Origin of the sequence: Streptomyces sp. AK02-01A (assembly GCF_033795305.1) — a bacterium.
In the GTDB taxonomy this organism is placed as follows: domain Bacteria; phylum Actinomycetota; class Actinomycetes; order Streptomycetales; family Streptomycetaceae; genus Streptomyces.
Genome location: NZ_JARBAE010000004.1, coordinates 233,048 through 254,613, shown reverse-complemented (window position 1 = coordinate 254,613; position 21,566 = coordinate 233,048). Strand labels below are relative to the sequence as shown.

General features: G+C 69.7%; 21 protein-coding genes and 1 tRNA gene. 10 read left to right on the top strand and 12 right to left on the bottom strand.

Annotation, left to right across the window (positions count from 1 at the left end; translation table 11 throughout):
- Positions 1 to 12: 12 nt before the first annotated feature.
- The 5 genes from PV679_RS07230 to PV679_RS07210 all read right to left on the bottom strand — a co-directional run bounded on the left by PV679_RS07230 (position 13) and on the right by PV679_RS07210 (position 5,927).
- A complete protein-coding gene (locus PV679_RS07230; RefSeq protein ID WP_319679213.1) occupies positions 13 to 1,479 on the bottom strand; it encodes a peptidoglycan D,D-transpeptidase FtsI family protein in 1,467 nt (488 codons plus the stop codon).
- Complete coding sequence (locus PV679_RS07225; RefSeq protein WP_319679212.1) at positions 1,476 to 2,888, bottom strand: FtsW/RodA/SpoVE family cell cycle protein; 1,413 nt, start codon at positions 2,886 to 2,888, stop codon at positions 1,476 to 1,478. The genes PV679_RS07230 and PV679_RS07225 overlap by 4 nt, the downstream gene beginning before the upstream one ends.
- Before the next feature lie 29 nt (positions 2,889 to 2,917).
- Positions 2,918 to 4,423 carry a PP2C family serine/threonine-protein phosphatase gene (locus PV679_RS07220; protein WP_319679211.1) on the bottom strand — a complete coding sequence of 502 codons (1,506 nt, stop codon included), beginning with the start codon at positions 4,421 to 4,423 and terminating at the stop codon, positions 2,918 to 2,920.
- 141 nt (positions 4,424 to 4,564) lie between these two features.
- Complete coding sequence (locus tag PV679_RS07215) at positions 4,565 to 5,077, bottom strand: FHA domain-containing protein (RefSeq protein WP_319679210.1); 513 nt, start codon at positions 5,075 to 5,077, stop codon at positions 4,565 to 4,567.
- 10 nt (positions 5,078 to 5,087) lie between these two features.
- A complete protein-coding gene (locus PV679_RS07210) occupies positions 5,088 to 5,927 on the bottom strand; it encodes a DUF3662 and FHA domain-containing protein (RefSeq protein WP_319679209.1) in 840 nt (279 codons plus the stop codon).
- Between the two features lie 313 nt (positions 5,928 to 6,240).
- On the opposite strand from PV679_RS07210, the gene PV679_RS07205 reads away from it, so the two are divergent.
- A tRNA-Leu gene (locus PV679_RS07205) sits at positions 6,241 to 6,324 on the top strand.
- A gap of 219 nt (positions 6,325 to 6,543) precedes the next feature.
- Here the strand turns inward: PV679_RS07205 and PV679_RS07200 are convergent.
- Positions 6,544 to 7,158 (bottom strand): FMN-dependent NADH-azoreductase, encoded by a 615-nt coding sequence (locus tag PV679_RS07200; protein WP_319679208.1) that lies wholly within the window; start codon positions 7,156 to 7,158, stop codon positions 6,544 to 6,546.
- Positions 7,159 to 7,287: 129 nt separating this feature from the next.
- On the opposite strand from PV679_RS07200, the gene PV679_RS07195 reads away from it, so the two are divergent.
- The 4 genes from PV679_RS07195 (at position 7,288) to PV679_RS07180 (ending at position 10,695) form a co-directional block, all read left to right on the top strand.
- Positions 7,288 to 7,638, top strand: coding sequence for a helix-turn-helix domain-containing protein (locus PV679_RS07195; RefSeq protein WP_319679207.1), 351 nt, complete (start codon positions 7,288 to 7,290; stop codon positions 7,636 to 7,638).
- A gap of 158 nt (positions 7,639 to 7,796) precedes the next feature.
- Entirely contained in the window at positions 7,797 to 9,308 is a 1,512-nt protein-coding gene (locus PV679_RS07190) for a DUF2252 domain-containing protein (RefSeq protein ID WP_319679206.1), read from the top strand.
- Between the two features lie 147 nt (positions 9,309 to 9,455).
- Positions 9,456 to 10,283, top strand: coding sequence for a J domain-containing protein (locus tag PV679_RS07185; RefSeq protein WP_319679205.1), 828 nt, complete (start codon positions 9,456 to 9,458; stop codon positions 10,281 to 10,283).
- 67 nt (positions 10,284 to 10,350) lie between these two features.
- On the top strand, positions 10,351 to 10,695 hold the full coding sequence (locus PV679_RS07180) for a rhodanese-like domain-containing protein (RefSeq protein ID WP_319679204.1): 345 nt from the start codon (positions 10,351 to 10,353) through the stop codon (positions 10,693 to 10,695).
- A 53-nt stretch (positions 10,696 to 10,748) separates the two neighbouring features.
- Here PV679_RS07180 and PV679_RS07175 read toward each other — a convergent pair whose 3' ends face one another.
- From PV679_RS07175 to paaA, 5 genes are read right to left on the bottom strand one after another with little or no spacing between them, the layout of a single operon-like run.
- Positions 10,749 to 11,804: a 2Fe-2S iron-sulfur cluster-binding protein gene (locus tag PV679_RS07175; protein WP_319679203.1), complete on the bottom strand. Its 1,056-nt coding sequence runs from the start codon at positions 11,802 to 11,804 to the stop codon at positions 10,749 to 10,751.
- Positions 11,805 to 12,338 carry a 1,2-phenylacetyl-CoA epoxidase subunit PaaD gene (gene paaD / locus PV679_RS07170; protein ID WP_319679202.1) on the bottom strand — a complete coding sequence of 178 codons (534 nt, stop codon included), beginning with the start codon at positions 12,336 to 12,338 and terminating at the stop codon, positions 11,805 to 11,807. It lies immediately after the preceding gene.
- Positions 12,332 to 13,057: a 1,2-phenylacetyl-CoA epoxidase subunit PaaC gene (paaC, locus tag PV679_RS07165; RefSeq protein WP_319679201.1), complete on the bottom strand. Its 726-nt coding sequence runs from the start codon at positions 13,055 to 13,057 to the stop codon at positions 12,332 to 12,334. Before paaC ends, paaD begins: the two co-directional genes overlap by 7 nt.
- A complete protein-coding gene (paaB, locus tag PV679_RS07160; protein WP_319679200.1) occupies positions 13,054 to 13,344 on the bottom strand; it encodes a 1,2-phenylacetyl-CoA epoxidase subunit PaaB in 291 nt (96 codons plus the stop codon). Before paaB ends, paaC begins: the two co-directional genes overlap by 4 nt.
- Complete coding sequence (paaA, locus tag PV679_RS07155; RefSeq protein WP_319679199.1) at positions 13,341 to 14,351, bottom strand: 1,2-phenylacetyl-CoA epoxidase subunit PaaA; 1,011 nt, start codon at positions 14,349 to 14,351, stop codon at positions 13,341 to 13,343. The genes paaB and paaA overlap by 4 nt, the downstream gene beginning before the upstream one ends.
- 115 nt (positions 14,352 to 14,466) lie before the next feature.
- Between paaA and PV679_RS07150 the strand changes: the two genes are divergently transcribed.
- From PV679_RS07150 to PV679_RS07140, 3 genes are all read left to right on the top strand, one after another.
- Complete coding sequence (locus tag PV679_RS07150; RefSeq protein WP_319679198.1) at positions 14,467 to 15,174, top strand: DUF5819 family protein; 708 nt, start codon at positions 14,467 to 14,469, stop codon at positions 15,172 to 15,174.
- Positions 15,171 to 16,466, top strand: coding sequence for an HTTM domain-containing protein (locus tag PV679_RS07145; RefSeq protein ID WP_319679197.1), 1,296 nt, complete (start codon positions 15,171 to 15,173; stop codon positions 16,464 to 16,466). Before PV679_RS07150 ends, PV679_RS07145 begins: the two co-directional genes overlap by 4 nt.
- A 142-nt stretch (positions 16,467 to 16,608) precedes the next feature.
- Positions 16,609 to 17,382 carry an RNA methyltransferase gene (locus PV679_RS07140; RefSeq protein ID WP_319679196.1) on the top strand — a complete coding sequence of 258 codons (774 nt, stop codon included), beginning with the start codon at positions 16,609 to 16,611 and terminating at the stop codon, positions 17,380 to 17,382.
- Positions 17,383 to 17,455: 73 nt separating this feature from the next.
- Here PV679_RS07140 and paaN read toward each other — a convergent pair whose 3' ends face one another.
- The gene (gene paaN, locus PV679_RS07135; protein WP_319679195.1) at positions 17,456 to 19,174 is read right to left on the bottom strand and encodes a phenylacetic acid degradation protein PaaN; all 1,719 of its coding nucleotides are present in this window, start codon (positions 19,172 to 19,174) and stop codon (positions 17,456 to 17,458) included.
- A gap of 158 nt (positions 19,175 to 19,332) precedes the next feature.
- Between paaN and PV679_RS07130 the strand changes: the two genes are divergently transcribed.
- Together PV679_RS07130 and PV679_RS07125 are read left to right on the top strand one after the other, a co-directional pair.
- Positions 19,333 to 20,853 (top strand): 3-hydroxyacyl-CoA dehydrogenase, encoded by a 1,521-nt coding sequence (locus tag PV679_RS07130; protein WP_319679194.1) that lies wholly within the window; start codon positions 19,333 to 19,335, stop codon positions 20,851 to 20,853.
- Positions 20,850 to 21,509, top strand: coding sequence for a TetR/AcrR family transcriptional regulator (locus tag PV679_RS07125; protein ID WP_319679193.1), 660 nt, complete (start codon positions 20,850 to 20,852; stop codon positions 21,507 to 21,509). Before PV679_RS07130 ends, PV679_RS07125 begins: the two co-directional genes overlap by 4 nt.
- Positions 21,510 to 21,566: the final 57 nt, after the last annotated feature.

Genomic DNA, 21,566 nt, shown 5'->3' with positions numbered 1-21,566 from the left:
TCGTGACCGGCGTCACTTCTTGCTGTCGATGACGGCCTTCATCACGTCCCTGGCGATGGGAGCGGCGAGGCCGCCGCCGGAGATGTCGTCACGGCTGGCGTTGCTGTCCTCGACGACGACCGCGACGGCGACGGGTGACCCGGCGTCCGTCTTGGCGTATGAGATGAACCACGCGTAGGGGTTCTTGCTGTTGTTCTCGCCGTGCTGGGCGGTGCCTGTCTTGCCGCCGACCGTCACGTTCGGGATCTGCGCGTTGCCGCCGGTGCCGGTCTTGACGACCGTCTCCATCATGCTCTGGAGCATCTGTGCGTGCTCCTGGCTCATGGGCCGGCTCAGTTCCTCGGGCTCGGTCTTGCTGAGCACGTCGAGGTTGGGCGCTCCGAGCTGGTCGACCATGTAGGGCTTCATCAGCTTGCCGTCGTTGGCGACCGCCGCGGCGACCATGGCCATCTGGAGCGGGGTGGCGCGGGTGTCGAACTGGCCGATGGAGGACTGCGCGGTCTGCGACGGGTCGATGTCCTCGGGGAAGATCGAGGCGGAGGCGCGGACCGGGATGAACTGCTCCTCGTTGAAGCCGAACTTCTTCGCGGTCTCCAGCATCTTGTCCTTGCCGAGGTCCGAACCCATCTTGCCGAAGACGGTGTTGCAGGAGACGCGCAGCGCTTCGCGGAGTGTGGCGTTCTTGCAGGGGATGTTGCCCTCGTTCTGCAGCGGCGTGGTGGTGCCGGGCATGATCCAGGGAAGCGGTGACTCGGTCGGTGCGTCGATGTCGGTGACCTTGCCGTGCTCCAGGGCCGCGGCCGCGGTGACGACCTTGAAGGTGGAGCCGGGCGGATAGGTCTGGCGCAGTGCGCGGTTGAGCATCGGGTCGTCGGGGTTGTTCTTCTTGTCGAGCGCGACCCAGGCCTTGGTGTCCTTTTCGCTGTTGCCGGCGAAGGAGGCGGGGTCGTAGCTGGGAGTGGAGGCCAGCGCCAGGATCTTGCCGGTCTGCGGGTCGATGGCGGCGACGGCGCCCTTCTTGTCCCCGAGGCCCTCGAAGGCGGCCTTCTGGGCGGCGCCGCTGAGGGTGGTGACGACGTTGCCGCCGCGCTTGGCCTTGCCGGTGAACATCGCCATGGTGCGGTCGAAGAAGAGCCGGTCGTCGTTGCCGGTGAGGATGCCGTCCTCGATCTTCTCGATCTGGTTGGCGTCGAAGGCCTGAGAGGCGAAGCCGGTGACGGGTGCCCACATGGGGCCGTTGACGTAGGTGCGCTTGTAGACGAAGTCGGTGTCGTCCGTCTTGACGGAGCCGGTGATGGGCTTGCCGTCGACGATGATGTTGCCGCGCTCGTTGCTGTAGCGCTCGATGAGGACACGGCGGTTGTAGTCGTGCGAGTTCAGTTCGTCCGCGCGGACGTACTGGAGCCAGTTGTCCCGGATCAGCAGGGCGAGGACGAGCAGCCCGCAGAAGATCGCGATGCGTCGCAGCGGCTTGTTCACGGTCGGACCACCTGGGTCATCTCGGCGTCGGGTGACGGGGCTGGTGCCGGCGCGGGACGGCGCGCGGTGTCGCTGATACGGATGAGGATGCCGATCAGGGCCCAGTTGGCGAGTACGGAGGAGCCGCCGTACGCGACGAACGGCATGGTCATACCGGTGAGCGGGATGAGGCCCATGACGCCGCCGGCGACCACGAAGACCTGGATGGCGAAGGCGCCGGAGAGGCCGATGGCGAGGAGCTTGCCGAAGGGGTCGCGGGCGGCGAGGGCGGTGCGCACGCCGCGCTCCACGATCAGCCCGTAGATCAGCAGGAACGCCATGGTGCCGGCGAGGCCGAACTCCTCACCGACGGTGGTGAGGATGAAGTCGGCGTTGGCGGCGAAGCCGATGAGGTCGGAGTTGCCCTGGCCGAGTCCGGTGCCGAGGGTGCCGCCGGAGCCGAAGGACAGCAGCGCGTCGCCGATCTGCTGGCAGGCGCCGTCCGTCTCGTAACAGGCGAAGGGGTCGAGCCAGGCGTTGACGCGGGCCTGGACGTGCGATTCGAAGGAGGCGACGCCGACGGCTCCGCCGACCGACATCAGCAGGCCGAAGACGATCCAGCTCGTGCGTTCGGTGGCGACGTACAGCATGACCACGAAGAGGCCGAAGAAGAGCAGCGAGGTGCCGAGGTCGGTCTCGAAGACCAGGATGAGGATCGAGAGGCCCCAGATGGCGAGGATGGGACCCAGGTCGCGGCCGCGCGGCAGATAGAGGCCCATGAAGCGGCGGCTGGCGAGGGCCAGGGCGTCGCGTTTCACCATCAGATAGCCGGAGAAGAAGATCGCGATGACGATCTTGGCGAACTCACCGGGCTGGATGGTGAAGCCGCCGATGCTGATCCAGATCTTGGCGCCGTTCACGGCGGGGAAGAACATCGGCAGGATCAGCAGCACCAGACCGATGGCCATGGAGATGTAGGTGTAGCGCTGCAGGATGCGATGGTCTCTGAGGAGCATCAGTACGGCCGCGAAGAGCGCGATGCCCATCGCCGAGTACAGGAGCTGCTTGGGCGCGTCGGGGCTGTACGAGCCGAACAGCCGCTCGGCGCGCTGGACGAGCCGCGGTGACTGGTCGAGACGCCAGATCAGCACCAGTCCGAGGCCGTTGAGCAGGGTCGCCAGCGGCAGCAGCAGCGGGTCGGCGTACGGGGCGAATTTGCGCACCACGAGGTGGGCCACGCCGGCGAGCAGGCCGAGGCCGAGGCCGTAGCCGAGCATGCCCGTGGGCACTTCGCCGTCGAGGGCGAGTCCCACGTTCAGGTAGGCGAACACCGGGATGACGACGGCGAAGGCGAGCAGGCCGAGTTCGGTGTTGCGGCGGCTCGGTGCTTCGATCGCGCCGATGGTGGTCGTATTGGTGACAACGCTCATGGTGGTGAAAGGCCCCCTACGGCCGGCTTCTACTGCTTCCCGCAGTTCGAGGCCACTTTCTGCTCCTCTTCCGAGAGGCTGGGGCCCGGAGCGGGAGTCGTTGCTTTCGGCTTGGTGTCGGTGGTGCTGCCGGAGGGATCGGTGCCGGTCGTCGGTGAGCCGGCCTGTGCCTCGTCGGTGATCACGTCGGCTTCGCGGTCCGCCTGCCGGCGCTGCTCGTCCTTCTTGCAGGCCGATGCCTGGACGGCGAGTTCCTGGATCTTGTTCCGTCCGCTGCCCAGGTTGCCCTCGGCGATGGTGGCCTCGACCTGCTTGCGCTGGTACTGCGGAAGGTACTTGAGTTCGATCTCGGGGTGGTCGGTCTCGACCTTCGAGAGCGAGAGCCAGGCGAGGTCCTGGCTGATGCCCCGGTAGAGCGCGACGTGCTGTTCGTTGGCGCCGACGTAGTACTGGGTCTGGGTCCAGCGGTAGCCGCCGTACAGGCCGCCGCCGACGACGGCGAGAGCGAGCACGACGTAGAAGGATCTCTTGAGCCACCTGCCGCCCTGGCGGGGCTTGACGAAGTCCTCGTCGCTGTAGGCGCCGAAGCCGCCTTCTGGCGGCATGCCGTCGTAGCCCGCGTCACCGCTGCCGGGTGGGCCGAAGGCGCCGGCGGGCTGCTGCGGTACGGCGCGGCCGAGGCCGGCGGCGCGGCCCGCCGGGGTCTGCATCGCGGCGGCGTTCTCCGCGGTGTTCAGCGGGTGCTGGTTCTCGGCGACCGCGCCGACGACGACCGGGGTGTCGTTGAGCCGGCCGGCCAGGGTGTCGTTGGACTCGACGTCCAGGACGTCGGCCACGATGCAGGTGATGTTGTCGGGGCCGCCGCCGCGCAGCGCGAGCTGGATGAGCGCCTGCACGGTCTCCTGCGGGCCGTGGTAGCTGGCGAGGGTCTCTTCCATCGTCTGATGGGAGACGACGCCGGAGAGGCCGTCGGAACAGATCAGATAGCGGTCGCCGACGCGGACCTCACGGATGGAGAGGTCGGGCTCGACGTGGTCGCCGCTGCCCAGCGCGCGCATCAGCAGGGAGCGCTGCGGATGGGTGGTGGCTTCTTCCTCGGTGATCCGGCCCTCGTCGACCAGCCGCTGCACCCAGGTGTGGTCCTGGGTGATCTGGGTCAGTACGCCGTCGCGCAGCAGATAGGCGCGGGAGTCGCCGACATGGACGAGGCCGAGTCGCTGACCGGTCCACAGGAGAGCGGTGAGCGTGGTGCCCATGCCCTCCAGCTGGGGGTCTTCCTCGACCATGAGCCGTAGCTGGTCGTTGGCGCGCTGCACGGCGGTGCCGAGCGAGGTGAGGATGTCCGATCCCGGCACGTCGTCGTCGAGCTGGACGAGGGTGGAGATCACCTCGGAGGAGGCGACCTCGCCGGCGGCCTGGCCGCCCATGCCGTCGGCGATGGCGAGCAGCCGGGGCCCGGCGTAGCCGGAGTCCTCGTTCCCCTCCCGGATCATGCCTTTGTGCGATCCGGCGGCGAAGCGCAGAGACAGACTCATGCGCACCTCGCCCGTCGGCTCGCCCGTCGACTGTCGCGCCAGCCGGTCTCGAGCCACACTGCCCACCCTCCGGTCGGGAGCCTGCCGCGGTCCGCTGTCGGTACCGCCGCGGCTCGCTCGCTCCGCTCGCTCATTGTCGTACTACTTCCGCAGCTCGATGACGGTCTTGCCGATGCGAATCGGAGCGCCCAGCGGAATCGGTGTCGGGGTGGTGAGTCGGGTCCGGTCGAGATACGTGCCGTTGGTGGACCCGAGATCCTCGACGATCCACTGGCCGTCACGGTCCGGGTAGATCCTGGCATGCCTGCTGGACGCGTAGTCGTCGTCCAGCACGATCGTTGAGTCGTGTGCGCGGCCCAGCGTGATCGTCTGTCCCTGGAGCGCCACCGTGGTACCGGTGAGGGTGCCCTCGGAGACGACCAGCTTGGTCGGCGCGCCGCGGCGTTGCCGGGCGCCCTGCTGCTGGCGCTGCTGAGGCGGCGCCGGGGTCTGGCGGGCCTGCTGCGGGCGGGCGTCGCCGCTGCGGCGTGAGCCGCGCTGCGTGACGCGTGTTCCGAACAGGTCGCTGCGGATGACCTGGACGGCCACGATCACGAACAGCCACAGAACGGCCAGAAAACCTAGCCGCATGACCGTCAGGGTCAGCTCTGACATTGCCCCCGCTTCACCCTTCGGCTTGCCTGAAAACGATGGTGGTATTGCCCACGACGATCCGCGAGCCGTCGCGGAGCGTAGCGCGGGTGGTGTGCTGTCCGTCTACCACGATGCCGTTGGTGGAACCGAGGTCCTGAATGGTCGAGGGTGTTCCGCTGCGGATCTCACAGTGGCGGCGCGATACGCCGGGGTCGTCGATCCGTACGTCCGCGTCGGTGCTGCGGCCGAGCACCAGCGTCGCACGGGACATCTGGTGCCTGGTGCCGTTGATCTCGATCCAGCGCCGTACCTGGCCGTGCGTCGCGCCGGGACCGGGAGGCACGCGGCCCCCGGCGGGCGAGTGGCCGCCGCCGGGAGGCGGAGAGGCCGGCATGGGGGGCACCGCGGCGGGCGGGTAGCCGTAGCCACTGGGGGCGCCGCCTTGAGGAGCGGCGTGTGCGGAGGGGCCGCGCTCGGGAGCCGGTGCCTGTGACGTACTCGACGCCAGGGTGCGGCTGCGCACCCGGTAGAGACCGGTGTCGAGGTCCTCGGCCTTCTCCAGATGGACCTTGATCGGGCCCATGAAGGTGTAGCGCTGCTGCTTCGCGTAATCGCGGACCAGCCCGGACAGTTCGTCACCGAGCTGGCCGGAGTACGGGCTGAGGCGCTCGTAGTCGGGCGTGCTCAGCTCCACGATGAAGTCGTTGGGGACGACGGTCCGTTCGCGATTCCAGATCGTCGCGTTGTTGTCGCACTCGCGCTGGAGGGCACCCGCGATCTCGACGGGCTGGACCTCCGACTTGAACACCTTCGCGAAGGTGCCGTTGACCAAACCTTCGAGACGCTGTTCGAAACGCTTCATGACTCCCATGGGGCACCTCCTCCGTCGTTGGCGTCCTGGTACTGCTTACTGATCGTATCCACGCGTCGGGAAATCGGCTGGTTCCCCTTGTCTGGCCCGTCGATGAGTGTCACCTCTCACACGGATCGTAGAGGCGCACTCATGACAGTGTCCCGCACCCCGGGTCCACCGAGGAGGAGTGGGTGCGGCGGCTCTTCGTTCCCTGGTGTCCCTTCGGGTGGCCGAAAGAACGGATGTGAACCCACCCTTCTCACCGTGCTAATCTTCTCGATGTCGCCAGGAGCACACACCAGCAGGTGAGGCGCCGGACGACACACCCAATGCGCGGGTGGCGGAATAGGCAGACGCGCTGGATTCAGGTTCCAGTGCCCGAAAGGGCGTGGGGGTTCAACTCCCCCCTCGCGCACAGATGAAGCCCCGTAGGTCCACGGACCTGCGGGGCTTTTTGTTGCGACATTGTGTCCTGGTTGTGTCCTTACGTCCTTATGTCCGGAGCGTATCGGCCACTTTCGGAGCGTATCGGCGTGAACATGCCTCCCGCCGGGGCTCAGTCCGGTGGGAGGCATGTCTCATCGTTCACGCGATGCGGCCCGTGAGGTCCAACTGGCCCGCCGCGGGGCGGAAGTCAGGCCGCGAGGCGGGCGGCGAGAGTCTTGGCCTTCTGGGTCGCCTCTTCGCGCGCCTTCGCGCGGGACGCCTCGGCGAGCGGGATGAACTCGGCCATCTCCGGCTTCGAGTGGGCCAGGGTGAGCTCGGGGACGATGAAGTCGATCTCGGTGGCGCCGAACATGCCCGTCAGCACCTTCTCCAGGTAGTTCTGGACGAACTCGAACTCCTCGCGCGGAGTGCCGGGCGCGTAGGAGCCGCCGCGGCTGGCGACGATGGTGAAGGGAGTGTTGGCGAGCGTGCTGTCGGGGCCCGCGTTGTGGCCGACGATGATCACCTGGTCGAGCCAGGCCTTCAGGGTGGACGAGATCGTGAAGTTGTACATCGGCGCGCCGATCAGTACGGCGTCCGCCTCGGCCAGCTCGGCGGCGAGCTCGGCGCGCAGCGCGTTCTCCGCGCCGGCCACGACGGCCGTGACGTCCAGGTGGGGCAGCGGGGTGGCGGCGAGATCGCGGTAGACGACCTTGCCCTCCGGGTGCTGTTCCTGCCAGGAGCGGACGAACTCGGCGGTGATGTCGCGCGAGGCGGAGCCCTCGGGGAAGACGGCGGAGTCGATGTGCAGAAGCGTGGCCATGACGTTCTCCATGGGTGCGTGGGGGCCGCACCGAGGGTGGCGCGGGGACGGTGTTTCCGTTCGTACCTATAGATAACATAGTCGCTTACTTTTTTTCATCTCCTTCCTGGAAGCCGGTACTCTGTAGACATGGCTGACCACAGCGAGGAAGCGTGCAAGAGGGTCGACGTGAGCATCACGCGCGTCTTCGAGCTGCTCGGCAAGCGGTGGACCGGACCGATCATTTCCGTGCTCATGGAGCGGGCGGTCTACTTCGCGGAGCTGCGGCGGGCGATCCCGGGCATCAGCGAGCGCATGCTGTCGGACCGGCTGACCGAGCTCGGGACGGCGGGGCTGGTCGTGCGGGAGGTCGACGAGGGACCGCCACTGCGGGTCGCGTACCGGCTGACGGAGGCCGGGGCGGCGATGGAGCCGGCCCTGAAGGAACTGTCGCTGTGGGCCGAGTCCTATCTCCGGGAGAGTGCCGAGGAGGGCTGCTGACGCGGCTCCGCCCCGGTCGGCGTGGCTCTGCCTCCCGCTGAGCGGGCCGGGACCTCAGTTGTCCACAGGCCGTTGTCCACAGGGGAGGACGGCCGTCCCGGCCAGGGGTACCGTCGTGGACTGTTGATGTCGCGCGAGTACGGGGGAGGCCGCAGGCCATGGGTGAGGTCGAATCGGTGGAGCCCGGACGGCGGGCGGATTCCGGCGCCGGACGCGTTCCGGTGGTGCCGGGCTTCGCGTCGCCCACGGGCGAGGTTGTGCTCGGTCTGACGGGCGGGCGGGGCGTCGGAGGAATCTCTGTTGACGCGCGGACTCCCAAGGGGCTCGGAAAGGCGCTGCGGGCCCGGGTGCCGCGCTCCTCGCACGATTCGGTGGTGTTCGCCGCGGGACGGCCCGACGCCGTGCGGGCCGTCGAGGAGTCCAGCCGCGACCGGGTGCCCGAGCTGGTACCGCTCCGGGTCGGGCGGATGGCGGCGACTCCCTTCGCCTTCCTGCGCGGCGCCGCCGGACTGATGGCGTACGACCTGACGGGCACCCCGGTCACCGGCATCGGCACGCAGATCTGCGGTGACGCGCACGCCGGGAACTTCGGCCTGTACGGGGACGCGCGCGGCCGGCTCGTCATCGATCTGAACGACTTCGACGAGACCGTGGCCGGCCCCTGGGAGTGGGACGTCAAGCGGCTCGCCACCTCGCTGGTGCTGGCCGGCCGCGAGGCGGGCGCGGACGAGGACACCTGCCGCCGCGGTGCGCACGACGCGGTGGGCTCCTACCGGCGCACGATGCGGCTGCTGGCGAGGCTTCCCGCGCTCGACGCGTGGAACGCCATCGCGGACGAGGAGCTCGTCTCCCACGCGGACGCCCGTGATCTGGCCGGCACGCTGGAGCGGGTGTCGGAGAAGGCCCGCAGGAACACCAGCGCGCGGTTCGCGGCCAGGTCGACCGTGCTGGTGCCCGACGAGAGCGGGTCCGGCGGGCGGACCACGCCGCGGCGCTTCGTCGACTCGCCGCCCGTGCTGCGGCGGGTGCCGGACGAGGAGGCGGCAGCGGTGGCGGCGTCGCTGGAGGAGTATCTGGGCACCCTCTCCGAGGACCGGCTGCCGCTGCTCGCGCGGTACGCGATCCAGGATGTGGCCTTCCGCGTGGTCGGCACCGGCAGCGTCGGGACGCGTTCGTACGTGGTGCTGCTGACCGACCACCTGGGCGAGCCGCTGGTGCTCCAGGTGAAGGAGGCGCGGGCGTCCGCCCTGCTGCCTCATCTGCCGGCCGTCGGCTTCGAGGCTCCGTCGGCGGAGCACGAGGGACGCCGCGTGGTGGTCGGCCAGAAGCGGATGCAGGTGGTGAGCGACACCCTGCTGGGCTGGACGACCGCCGCGGGCAGGCCCTATCAGGTACGGCAGTTCAGAAACCGCAAGGGGAGCGTGGATCCGACGGCGCTGCCGGCCGACCAGATCGACGACTACGGACGGATGACCGGGGCGCTGCTGGCCAGGGCCCACGCGCACAGCGTGGACCCGCGCCTGGTCGCGGGGTACTGCGGCAAGAACGAGGAGCTGGACGAGGCGGTGGCGGCCTTCGCCGTGGCGTACGCGGACCGCACGGAGGCGGACCACGCCGAGCTGGTCTCAGCCGTCAGGAGCGGGCGGATAGCCGCCGAGCTCGGTGTGTGACGGCGCGGGTCGGGGCCGAGACCCCGGCGATCACCCGTACGCTGGACGGGTGACGCACGACGCCCCGGGGAGCCGACGATCCGTAATGACGACGAGCAGGACGTACGAGATGTGCCGGACGCGACGCGATTCACGGAGGCGGCAGGCGTGAGCGGCGGGGCGGGTTCGGCACACGGAGCGGCATCGGGCGCGGCGGACGCGCTGCGGCCCGAGGCGCGGCTGGAGAAGGCCGTGCGCGCCGCGGAGCAGGCTCTGATCGAGTTCGAGATCGCGCTGGAGACCTTCCGGATCGAGGTGGAGAACTTCTCCCGGCTGCACCACCAGCGGCTCGGTCCGATGTATGCCCGGCTGGACGAACTGGACGCGATGATCGCGGAGGCCCGGGCGGCCCGCAGCGGCGATCCCGAGGATGTGCGCAAGGCCCGCGAGGCGCGGGCGCTGGTGCAGCCGATGCCCGGCGTGGAGGAGCTGTTCCACGATTGGCTCGACTCCGAGGGTCTGTCGCCGGAGGCGGCGGCGATGCTGACCGATCAGCCCGTGCGCCCGCCCGGGCGGGTCCGGCCGAGCGACGAGGCCCGCAAGCTCTACCGCGATCTGGTGCGCAAGGCGCACCCGGATCTGGCGCAGGACGACACGGAGCGGGCACGGCGTGAGGAATTCATCACGCGTGTCAATGCCGCGTACGGCCGCGGGGACGAGCCGCTGCTGCTGGAGCTTGTCGACGAGTGGGCGGCGGGGCCCGCGCCGCGGACGCCTCGGCTGAGTGAGAGCGAGGAGCTCTATGCCCGGCTGGAGTGGCTGTCGCAACGCAAGGAGATGCTGACGCTGGTCGCCCAGGAGCTGGAGCAGAGCGCCATCGGAGCCATGCTCAGGATGGCGCCCGACGACCCCGACCGGCTGCTGGAGGAGATCGCCGAGCAGCTATTGGCGGAGGTCTCCGGGCGCGAGACGGAACTGTCCCGGCTCGTGCAGTAGGTTTTCCCGAGGCCATCGGTTTCCCACACCGTTTTCCCACACCGTCAAGACGAGAGAAGGCACGCCCATGAATTCCGCCCCGCTGCCCGCGGTCGATGTCGCGGCGGTCCCGTCCGACGGACTGGTGCTGGACGTCCGGGAGGACGACGAGTGGGCGGCCGGTCATGTCGAGGGCGCGCTCCATGTCCCGATGAGTGACTTCGTGGCCCGTTTCGGAGAGGTGACCGAGGCGGTGGCCGAGGGCCGCAAGGCCTATGTGATGTGCCGGGTCGGCGGCCGCTCCGCTCAGGTCACCCAGTATCTGGTGCAGCAGGGCATCGACGCGGTGAACGTGGACGGCGGCATGCTCGCCTGGGACGGCGCCGGGCGTCCGATGGTCTCCGACAACGGCAGCCCGGCGTTCGTCCTCTGAGACCCGGGTCGACAGGGCCCGGCCGGACAGGGCCCGGCCGGAACCGGCGCGGTTCAGCGGTCGAAGTCCAACTCCACTTCGGCGGTGGCCGGGTGGGACTGGCAGGCCAGCACATAGCCGGCTTCCGTCTCCTCCGGTTCCAGCGCGAAATTGCGGTCCATCCGGACTTCGCCGGAGACCAGGAACGCCCGGCACGTCCCGCACACCCCGCCCTTGCACGCGTACGGCGCGTCCGAGCGGCCGCGCAGCACGGTCTCCAGGAGTGAATCGCCTTCCAGGACCGGCCAGTTGCCGGAGCGGCCGTCGAGGGTCGCGGTGAGCGTGCTGCGGGCCGGGACCCGCGCCGAGGCCGGCGACAAGACCCCGGCGGCGCCGTCGTCGACATGGAAGATCTCCTGGTGGATACGGCTCCGGGCGACGCCAAGACCGCGCAGCGCGTGCTCGGCGCCCGTCACCAGACCCAGCGGACCGCAGAGGAACCATCCGTCGACCTCGGCCACCGGCAGCAGCGAGGGCAGCAGCTCGGTCAGCCGCTCCCGGTCCAGCCGTCCCGACGGCAGTCCTGCCTGCTGCTCCTCCCGGGAGACCACCGTGACCAGCTGAAAACGGTCCGGCCAGCGGTCCTTGAGGTCGGCGACCTCCTCCAGGAACATCGTCGACGCCACGGTGCGGTCGCTGCGAATCAGACAGAACCGGGCGCCGGGCTCGCGCTCCAGCAGGGTGGCCGCGATCGACAGCACCGGCGTGATGCCGCTGCCGCCGACGATCGCCGCGAAATGTCCGGCGCGCGGTTCGAGCACGAAGCGGCCCGTCGGCGCCATGACCTCGACCGTGTCACCGACGGCGAGCTCCTTGAAGGCGTATGTGGAGAACTCGCCGCTCTCGACCAGCCGGATGCCCACCCGCAGCACCGGATCGCTGGCGCCGGCGGGCGCGCAGATCGAGTACGTACGCCGGATCTCCTGGCCCTGGGCCGTGCGGCGCAGAGCGATGTGCTGACCGGGGATGTGCCGGAAGGTCTCGCGCAGTTCGGGCGGCACGTCGAAGGTGACGGCCACCGAGTCGTCCGTGAGCCGCTCGACCTCGCTGACCCGGAGCGGATGGAACATCTACAACTCCTTGAAGTGGTCGAACGGTTCGCCGCAGGACGTGCAGCGGCGCAGCGCCTTGCAGGCGGTGGAGGAGAACCTGCTCAGCAGCTCGGTGTCGGCCGAGCCGCAGTGCGGGCAGCGGATGGAGAGCGTCAGCGCCACCGGCCCGCCGGTGTGGTGCGGGCGGGGCGGGGCTATGCCGAACTCCGCGAGCTTGCGCCGTCCCTCGGCGCTGATGTCGTCCGTCGACCAGGCCGGAGAGAGGACCGTGACGACCGAGACCTCGGCGATGCCGTGCTCACGCAGCACGCGCTCTATGTCCGAGGACATCGCCTCGATCGCCGGACAGCCCGTATAGGTGGGCGTCAGCTCGACCCGGGCGCTGCCGGGGCCGGACATCCGGACGCCGCGCAGCACGCCCAGCTCCTCCAGTGTCAGCACCGGAAGCTCGGGATCGGGCACGGCACCGGCGAGGCGGCGCAGCTCGTTCTCCAGCGCCGTCGGCGGTGTGCCGGCGGCCGGCGCGGTCGTCGCTCCGCCGCCGGTCACCATGACGCCCCCGGGTGGCTGCGGTGCAGATGCTGCATCTCGGCGAGCATCCGTCCGAACGGCTCGGTGTGCAGGCCCTGCCGGCCGGCGCCCGCCGTCCAGGCTCCGGAGCGCGGCCCGTCCGGCAGTGGCAGTGTCGCCCGCTCCAGCACGGTGGTGATGGAATCGAGCCAACTGTCTTCCAGGGCCTGCCAGTCGACGTCCAGTCCTTCGACGGGCCGGAACATCTCGCCGGTGAACCGCCAGAGTGCTCCGCAGGCTCGCCGCATCCGGTCATGGCTCTCGGCCGTGCCGTCGCCGAGCCGCAGTGTCCAGTGCTCGGCGTGGTCCTGGTGGTACGAGACCTCCTTGACCGCCTTGGCCGCGAGTCCGGTGAATTCGCTGTCCCCGGCCGCCAACTGCCGGTACAGGAGGAGCTGGTAGGTGGAGAAGTAGAGCTGACGGGCGATGGTCCGCGCGAAGTCGCCGTTGGGCTGCTCGACCAGTTGGAGATTGCGGAAGGACCGCTCCTCACGCAGATAGGCCAGGTCGTCCTCGTCTCCGGCGAGGGACAGCAGGATCCGCGCCTGGCCCAGCAGATCCAGCGCGATATTGGCGAGAGCGACCTCTTCCTCCAGCACCGGGGCGTGGCCGGCCCACTCCCCCAGCCGGTGCGAGAGCACCAGCGCGTCGTCGCCCAGGGCCAGCGCGGCGGCCGAGAGGGTCACCGGTGCGTCGCTCACAGGTGTTTCACCCCCTCCGGGATTTCGTAGAAGGTCGGATGCCGGTACGGCTTGTCGGCGGCGGACGCGAAGAACGGGTCCTTCTCGTCGGGCGAGGAGGCCGTGACCGCCGAGGACGGCACGACCCAGATGGACACGCCTTCGCCGCGCCGGGTGTAGAGGTCACGGGCATTGCGGAGGGCCATCTCCGCGTCCGGTGCGTGCAGGCTGCCCGCGTGGGTGTGGGACAGCCCGCGGCGCGAGCGTACGAACACCTCCCACAGCGGCCAGTCGGTCGAGCCACTCATGCCGTCGCCTCCCTTCGTGTCCCGCCGGGTGTGGCCTCGGCGGCGCGCTTCGCCGCGTAGGCGGCCGCCGCTTCGCGGACCCAGGCGCCTTCTTCGTGCGCCCGGCGGCGCTGGGTGACGCGCTCCTCGTTGCAGGGGCCGTTGCCCTTCAGCACATTCCGGAACTCGTCCCAGTCGATGGCCCCGAAGTCATGCCGGCCGTGTTCCTCGTTCCACCGGAGATCCGGGTCGGGAAGGGTCAGTCCGAGGGCCTCGGCCTGTGGGACGCAGATGTCCACGAACCGCTGCCGCAGTTCGTCATTGGAATGCCGTTTGATCTTCCAGGCCATGGACTGCGCGGAGTGCGCCGATTCGTCGTCCGGCGGACCGAACATCATCAGGGACGGCCACCACCAGCGGTCCACGGCGTCCTGCGCCATCTCGTGCTGGGCGGGCGTCCCCTTGCTGAGAGCGAGCAGCAGCTCATAGCCCTGCCGCTGGTGGAAGGACTCCTCCTTGCAGATCCTGACCATCGCCCGTGCGTAGGGGCCGTACGAGCAGCGGCACAGCGGGACCTGGTTGGTGATCGCCGCGCCGTCCACCAGCCAGCCGATCGCGCCGACGTCGGCCCAGGTCAGCGTCGGGTAGTTGAAGATCGACGAATACTTCTGGCGGCCGGAGTGGAGCTTGTCGAGCAGCTCCTCGCGGCCGGTGCCCAGCGTTTCGGCCGCGCTGTAGAGATACAGGCCGTGTCCCGCTTCGTCCTGCACCTTGGCCATCAGGATCGCCTTGCGGCGCAGCGACGGCGCACGCGTGATCCAGTTCGCCTCCGGCTGCATGCCGATGATCTCGGAGTGGGCGTGCTGAGCCATCTGGCGGACCAGCGAGGCGCGGTACGCCTCCGGCATCCAGTCGCGCGGCTCGATGCGCTCGTCGGCGGCCACGGCGGCGTCGAACGCCGCCTCGAATGTCTCCGCCGTCGTTTCCATCGCCGTCTCCGCGGCTTTCCTCGCGGTCACTGCCGTCATCCGGACCCCCTACCGACCGATCGTTCGGTTCGTGAACTTCAATGGTGAGTCGGCGGCCCGTAGGGTGTCAACCCTGTGGATAACTGACTGCGGTACCGACGGGGATCGGGGCGGGATGGATTCGTACGACGACAAGGGTGTGAGGGCCGGGTCACCGCCCGGCGTCGGGATATCCGGCCTCTCCCTCCCCTATCAGATGGCCGCGGCGCTCGCGTTCGCGGTCATCGCCCTGCTGACCTGCGGCCATCTCGCCATGGTGTTTCTGCATGTCGCTCCGTCCAACACGCTGACCAAGCAGCACGGCGCGGCCGTCGACGAGTGGATCTATCCCGAGTTCGAGCAGAACTGGAAGCTCTTCGCGCCCAATCCTCTCCAGCAGAATGTCGCGGTCCAGGTGCGCGCCGAGGTCGAATCCTCCGACGGCGCACGGAAAACCACCGGCTGGATCGATCTCTCCGCCGAGGACGGCGCGGCGATCCGCGGCAATCTCCTGCCCAGCCATGTCGACCAGAACGAGCTGCGCCGCGGCTGGGACTTCTTCGTCGGCTCGCACGACACCGAGAACCGCCCCAATGGTCTGCGCGGCCGGCTCTCCGAGGGCTATGTCCGCCGCATAGTGCTGCTCCGTCTGGAGAACCACGACCTGGGCGGCCCGGTGGAACGCGTCCAGCTCAGGTCCGCCACCAGCGCCGTCCAGGCCCCGGTGTGGAGCAAGGAGAAGATCAGTACACGTCCCACGTACCGGGTCTTCCCCTGGTGGACGGTGAACGCCACGGATCTTGCCGGCGGCGTCCGGAACGGCCGTGCGGAGGCGGGCGAATGAGCGAGCAGCCGATCAAGTGGTCGGGTCCCGACCGGTGGGCTGCCCGGGCCCTTCAGCGCGTCACGTCCACGGCCCTCGGTCCGTACCAGAGCGCGGTCGTCCGGATCGGCTTCGCCGGGACCTGGCTGCTCTTCCTGCTGCGCGAGCTGCCGCACCGCCGTGAGCTGTACGGGCCGGAGTCGCCGTGGAGCTGGGAGATGGCCCGGCAACTGATCGCGAAGAACGGTGCGTTCACCGGACTGATGTGGTCGGACAGCATGGTGTGGTTCGAGATCGTGTTCGCCGTCGCCGTGCTGTCCAGCGCTCTGCTGATGCTCGGCTGGCGCACGCGCACCATGTCGGTGCTGTTCATGTTCGGTGTGCTGTCGCTCCAGAACCGCAGCATCTTCATGGGCGACGGCGGGGACAACATCATCCATCTGATGTCGGTCTATCTGGTGCTGACGCGCTGCGGGCAGGTCTGGTCACTGGACGCCAGGCGGGCCGCGCGGACCGCTGCGAAGGCCCGCGAAAGCGCCGGAGCCGAAGAGAGCGCGCCGGTGGAAGACGGCGCCGGACACGAGGACACGGCGGCGGATGCGCGCCCCGCCGTCGTGCGGGACCGGGTCGGTCCGGTGCTGTGGATGATCATGGGCGTCTTCCTCCTCATCGGCACGGTCACGGACCGCGTCCAGGTGGAGACCTGGCTGCTTGTCCTCTTCTGGGGGCTGCTGGCCGGACAGGCTCTGTGGTGGGCGGCGAACCGCTATGCGCCGGGAGGCGAGCCGCGTGCCCTGCTGGACGTCCTCGCCAACCTCGCCCACAATGCCGCATTCGTGGTGATCATGGCAGAGGTCTGTCTCGTGTACGCCACCGCCGGCTGGTACAAGATCCAGGGCTCGCGCTGGCAGGACGGCACCGCGCTGTACTACCCGCTCAAGCTTGAGTACTTCGCTCCCTGGCCGGATCTCTCCGGCCTTCTCGCGGCCAGCGGCGTCGTGGTGATGCTGGTGACCTACAGCACGGTCATCGTGCAGGTCGCCTTCCCGTTCACGCTGTTCAACCGGCGTGTCAAGAATGTCCTGCTGATCGCGATGATGCTGGAGCACGCGGGCATCGCCCTGCTGCTCGGGCTGCCGTTCTTCTCGCTCGCGATGATCGCCGCCGACGCGGTTTTCCTGCCGACGAACTTCCTGCGGTGGCTCGGCGGCGGTATCGAGGCCGGGTGGCGGCGGCTGTTCTCCCGGGCCGGGACGAAACTGTCCGAGCAGCGGTACGACAGTCCGGACCGGCCCCGCACGCTCGTCGGCTGAGCGGCGAACACCAGCACTCGTAGCGGGCCGGGGCCGGATCCGGCCCGCCACGAGGACGGCTTCGGTCCCGGCTCCCGGCGGCGCCGGACGGCTGGTTCGGCGGCGCCGCCCAAGCCGTAGTCTGAGCCGATGAGGGATGCCGATGAAGGACGCTGATGCCACGACGGCCGCGCGGCAGTGGCGCGAGGCCGCTCCCGGCGCCGTGGTGCTCGACGGCTTCCATGCGCTGAAACACGCGCTGCGCTTCGGTGCGGAGGTGCGGTTGGCCGTCACGAGCGACAAGGAATCCGTGCTGGCTCTCGCGGCAGAGCTCGCCGAAGATCTGACCGAAGTGCTCCGGGACTCCGTGGTCGAGGTGCCCGCGACGGTCTTGCGCGATCTGGTGACCAAGGTCCATCCGACTCAGATCGCCGCGCTGGCGGTCAGGCGCGACAGCCGGACGAATCTGGACGAGCTGACGAGGCTGCCCCGGCTCTCGCCGGTGGTGGTCCTGGACAACCCGCGCAACCTCGGGAACCTCGGCGCCGTGGTGCGGCTCGCCGCAGGGTTCGGCGCGACCGGCGTGGTCACCACCGGCGACATCGATCCCTGGCACCCGAACGCCGTCCGCGCCGGCGCCGGTCTCCACTTCGCCACGGCCGTCGAACGGCTGGCGCTCGACGACTTCCCGCCCGGGCCGCTGTACGCCCTGGATCCGGAGGGAGACGACATCAGGTCCGTGGACATCCCCGATGACGCCCTGCTCGCCTTCGGCTCCGAGCGGCACGGGCTCTCGATGGAGCTGCGGAGCCGGGCGACCACGCTCTTGGCACTTCCGATGCGGCCACAGGTGTCCAGCTACAACCTCGCCACCAGCGTGGCCATGACGCTGTTTCACTGGGGAGGGCCGGCCCCGAGCCCCGAACGGGCCGGGTGACGGGCCGCGAACCGGTGACGGGCAGGGTGTCCCGGCGCCGTCCGTCTTCCGACGAGCGGCGCCGGGCCGGGCCTCAGGCCTGGCGGCGGACCTCCACCACCCGGAAGCGGTTCGCCACGAACGCCGCGTCGCACAGCGCCGCGTTCGCCGCCGGATTGCCTCCCGAGCCATGGAAGTCGGAGAAGGCCGCGGTCTGGTTCACATAGACCCCGCCCGTGAGATTCAGCGAGAGCTGCGCGGACTCCTCCAGGCAGACATCCTCGATCGCGCGCTCCGTCTCCTGTGACGTCGTGTACGCGCCGACGGTCATCGCGCCCTTGTCGCGCACGGTGCGCCGCAGCAGCTCCAGCGCGTCCGCCGTGGAGTCCACCGCGACGGCGAACGAGACCGGCCCGAAGCACTCGGCGAGATACGCCACTTCGGCCTCGCCTTCCGGTCCGGCCTCCCAGGACTTCTCCCAGACCTTGCGGGCGCCGTCGGCCTTCACGATCGCGGGCGTACGGACCACGGCGTCCGGGAAGTCCGGATGGACGACCTCACGCGAGGCGAGCGCGAGATCCCCGAGCCCGGCCGCCGCCTCCAGACGGGCCTTCACATCCGGGTTGACCAGCGCGCCCAGCAGCGCGTTGGCGCGGGCGTCGTCGCCCAGCAGCCCGGCCACCGAGGCCGCGAGGTCGGCGACCACCTCGTCGTACGACTTCTCGCCGGCGTCCGTCGTGATGCCGTCCCTGGGAATCAGCAGGTTCTGCGGGGTCGTGCACATCTGGCCGCTGTACAGCGACAGCGAGAAGGCGAGGTTGGCGAGCATGCCCCGGTAGTCGTCGGTGGAGTCGATGAGGACCGTGTTGACGCCGGCCTTCTCCGTGTAGACCTGCGCCTGGCGGGCGTGGCTCTCCAGCCAGTCGCCGAACGCGGTGGACCCGGTGTAGTCGATGATCCGGATCTCGGGACGCACGGCCAGCGACTTGGCGATGCCCTCGCCGGGCCGCTCCACGGCCAGAGCCACCAGATTCGGGTCGAAACCGGCCTCGGCGAGCACCTCCCTGGCGGCCCGCACCGTCAGCGCGAGCGGCAGCACGGCGCGCGGATGCGGCTTGACCAGGACCGGATTGCCGGTGGCCAGCGAGGCGAACAGGCCCGGATAGCCGTTCCACGTCGGGAAGGTGTTGCAGCCGATCAGCAGCGCGATGCCGCGCGGGGCCGCGGTGAAGGACTTCCGCAGCTCCAGAGGGTCGCGCTTGCCCTGGGGCTTGGACCAGTCGGCGGCGGCGGGCGTCCGGGTCTGCTCCTGGTACGCGTACGCCACGGCCTCCAGACCGCGGTCCTGGGCATGCGGCCCGCCCGCCTGGAACGCCATCATGAAGGCCTGACCGCTGGTGTGCATCACCGCGTGCGCGAACTCGTGCGTACGGGCGCTGATCCGGGCCAGGATCTCCAGACAGACCAGGGCGCGCGCCTCCGGTCCCGCCTCGCGCCACGCGCCCATGCCCGCGCGCATGGCAGGCAGCAGGACGTCCGTGTCCGTGTGCGGATACTCGACTTCGAGCGCCGGGCCATAAGGCGAGATCTCGCCGCCCGTCCAGCCGTCGGTGCCGGGCTGGTCCAGCTCGAAGCGGGTCCCGCGCAGCGCCTGGAAGGCGGCGAGCCCGTCGGCCGGCGCGCTCTCGCCGTACGCCTTGGGGTGCTCGGGATGCGGCGACCAGTAGGCGCGGGTGCGGATCGCGTCGAGGGCCTGGTCGAGTGTGGGCCGGTGCTTCTCGGAGAGCTGCTGGGGGCTGAGCTGGGCGGCCATGACGGACCAACTCCTCGTCGAGCTGGGCGGAAAAGGGACATGAGCTGACTGAGCTGACAGACAGAGTTAGAGTAACCGAACGATCGGTCGGGACAACAGGGCACGGGAAACCTGTGCATAACTCACCTGTGGACAACTCATACGGGAGGATTGCGTCCATGACAGCAATCGAGCCCGGCCGCGTCGTCGCGGTCGTCGGCGCAGGCACGATGGGACAGGGCATAGCCCAGGTGGCGCTGGTGTCGGGCCATTTCGTCCGGCTCTACGACGCCGTGCCCGGCCGCGCGGAGCAGGCCGCCGCGGCGATCGTGGCCAGACTCGGCCGACTGGTCGATAAGGGCCGCCTGGACGCGGCTGCGCGCGACGCCGCCGAGGCGCGGCTGCGTCCGGCCGCCGCACTCGCCGAGCTGGCCGATGCCGCGCTTGTCGTCGAAGCCGTCCTGGAGCGGCTCTCCGTCAAGCGGGAACTGTTCGCCGCACTGCAGGAGATCGTCTCCGACGACTGTCTGCTCGCCACGAACACCTCCTCCCTCTCCGTCACGGCCGTCGCCGGCGCGCTGCGCGAGCCGGGCCGCTTCGTCGGCATGCACTTCTTCAATCCGCCGCCTCTGCTGCCGCTCGTGGAGGTCGTCAGCGGCTTCGCGACGGACGAGACGGCCGCCGAGCGCGCGTACGCGACGGCGCGGGCCTGGGGCAAGACACCGGTGCGCAGTGCCGACACCCCCGGGTTCATCGTCAACCGCGTCGCGCGTCCCTTCTACGCCGAGGCGCTGCGCGTGTACGAGGAGCGGGCCGCGGACCCGGCGACCATCGACGCGGTCCTGCGTGAGTGCGGCGGTTTCCGGATGGGGCCCTTCGAACTGACCGATCTGATCGGACAGGACGTCAACGAGGCTGTCACCCGGTCCGTCTGGGAGTCCTTCTTCCAGGACCCGAAGTTCACTCCGTCGCTCGCGCAGCGCAGGCTGGTGGAGTCCGGTCGGCTGGGCCGCAAGTCGGGACAGGGCTGGTTCGCGTACGGCGAGGGAGCCGCGGCGGCCGAACCGCACACCGCCGCGCCCGAAGCCGCACCTGTGTCCGTCGTCGTCCAGGGTGAGCTGTTCGCCGCGGCCGCGCTGCCGGATCTGATCGAGGAGGCGGGCATTGGTGTCGTGCGCAAGGACGACGCCGTCTCCGGTCATCCGGGCTGGATCGAGCTGTCCGACGGCACGCGGCTCTTCCTGGCGGACGGTTCCGCGGCCGACGACGCCGGAATGCCCGTGATCCACTTCGATCTCGCGCTGGACTACCGCGAGGCCACCAGGATCGCTCTCGCGCCCGCCGCCGGAGTCGACGCGGCGGCGCTGCGCGAGGCCGTCGGTCTCTTCCAGGCGCTGGGCAAGCGGGTCAGCGTGATCGGTGACATCCCGGGCATGATCGTGGCGCGTACGGTCGCCATGCTCGTCGATTTCGCGCTTGAAGCGGCCTCGCGCGAGGTGGCGACCGAGGAGGACATCGACACCGCGATGCGGCTCGGCGTCAACTACCCGCGCGGGCCCGTGGACTGGGGCGGAAAGCTCGGCGCGTGGTGGGTGGCGGGCACGCTCCAGGCCCTTCACGAGGAGTATCCGACGGGCCGCTACGCCTGCTCACAGGCGCTGCGCCGGCTGGCCGCCGCGCAGGAGGGCTACGCGTCATGACCACCGCCAGGCGTGACACCTATACGCCGGAGACCCTGCTGACCGTCGCCGTCCGTGTCTTCAACGAGCGCGGCTACGACGGCACTTCGATGGAGCATCTCTCCAAGGCCGCCGGGATCTCCAAGTCCTCGATATACCACCATGTCGTGGGCAAGGAGGAGCTGCTGCGCCGCGCGGTCAGCCGCGCCCTGGAGGGCCTCTTCGGGATCCTCGACGAGGAGGGAGCGGTACACGGACGGGCCATCGAGCGGGTCGAATTCGTGACCCGCCGCACGGTCGAGGTGCTGATGGCCGAACTGCCGTATGTGACGCTGCTGCTCAGGGTCAGGGGCAATACGCAGACCGAGCGCTGGGCGATGGAACGGCGCCGGGAGTTCGACCAGCGCGTCGCCGATCTGCTGAAGGCCGCGGCGGCGGACGGGGATCTGCGGGCCGACATGGACATCAGACTGGCGACGCGGCTGCTGTTCGGCATGGTCAACTCGCTGGTGGAGTGGTACCGCCCGCTGGGAGCCGGCGGCTACGACCGTGACCAGGTGGCGGAGGCGGTCGTACGGCTCGCGTTCGACGGACTGCGTACGGACGGTACGGACACCTCGGAGGCCGCCGCGGGGCCCGGAGAGCCGGCTGCCGGTACGCCGGTTCGAAAGGCATAGGGCCTGGTGCGGCCTGGGCCCTGTCTGACACATCCCGCCTGGCCTGCGACGCCTGGC

Excerpts from the sequence above, each read along its gene's own strand:
- PV679_RS07225 (WP_319679212.1), bottom strand. The coding sequence starts at position 2,888 with ATGAGCGTTGTCACCAATACGACCACCATCGGCGCGATCGAAGCACCG.
- PV679_RS07220 (WP_319679211.1), bottom strand. The coding sequence starts at position 4,423 with ATGAGTCTGTCTCTGCGCTTCGCCGCCGGATCGCACAAAGGCATGATC.
- PV679_RS07215 (WP_319679210.1), bottom strand. The coding sequence starts at position 5,077 with ATGTCAGAGCTGACCCTGACGGTCATGCGGCTAGGTTTTCTGGCCGTT.
- PV679_RS07210 (WP_319679209.1), bottom strand. The coding sequence starts at position 5,927 with ATGGGAGTCATGAAGCGTTTCGAACAGCGTCTCGAAGGTTTGGTCAAC.
- PV679_RS07200 (WP_319679208.1), bottom strand. The coding sequence starts at position 7,158 with ATGGCCACGCTTCTGCACATCGACTCCGCCGTCTTCCCCGAGGGCTCC.
- PV679_RS07195 (WP_319679207.1), top strand. The coding sequence starts at position 7,288 with ATGGCTGACCACAGCGAGGAAGCGTGCAAGAGGGTCGACGTGAGCATC.
- PV679_RS07190 (WP_319679206.1), top strand. The coding sequence starts at position 7,797 with ATGGGTGAGGTCGAATCGGTGGAGCCCGGACGGCGGGCGGATTCCGGC.
- PV679_RS07180 (WP_319679204.1), top strand. The coding sequence starts at position 10,351 with ATGAATTCCGCCCCGCTGCCCGCGGTCGATGTCGCGGCGGTCCCGTCC.
- PV679_RS07175 (WP_319679203.1), bottom strand. The coding sequence starts at position 11,804 with ATGTTCCATCCGCTCCGGGTCAGCGAGGTCGAGCGGCTCACGGACGAC.
- paaD (WP_319679202.1), bottom strand. The coding sequence starts at position 12,338 with ATGGTGACCGGCGGCGGAGCGACGACCGCGCCGGCCGCCGGCACACCG.
- paaB (WP_319679200.1), bottom strand. The coding sequence starts at position 13,344 with ATGAGTGGCTCGACCGACTGGCCGCTGTGGGAGGTGTTCGTACGCTCG.
- paaA (WP_319679199.1), bottom strand. The coding sequence starts at position 14,351 with ATGACGGCAGTGACCGCGAGGAAAGCCGCGGAGACGGCGATGGAAACG.
- PV679_RS07150 (WP_319679198.1), top strand. The coding sequence starts at position 14,467 with ATGGATTCGTACGACGACAAGGGTGTGAGGGCCGGGTCACCGCCCGGC.
- PV679_RS07145 (WP_319679197.1), top strand. The coding sequence starts at position 15,171 with ATGAGCGAGCAGCCGATCAAGTGGTCGGGTCCCGACCGGTGGGCTGCC.
- PV679_RS07140 (WP_319679196.1), top strand. The coding sequence starts at position 16,609 with ATGAAGGACGCTGATGCCACGACGGCCGCGCGGCAGTGGCGCGAGGCC.
- paaN (WP_319679195.1), bottom strand. The coding sequence starts at position 19,174 with ATGGCCGCCCAGCTCAGCCCCCAGCAGCTCTCCGAGAAGCACCGGCCC.
- PV679_RS07130 (WP_319679194.1), top strand. The coding sequence starts at position 19,333 with ATGACAGCAATCGAGCCCGGCCGCGTCGTCGCGGTCGTCGGCGCAGGC.
- PV679_RS07125 (WP_319679193.1), top strand. The coding sequence starts at position 20,850 with ATGACCACCGCCAGGCGTGACACCTATACGCCGGAGACCCTGCTGACC.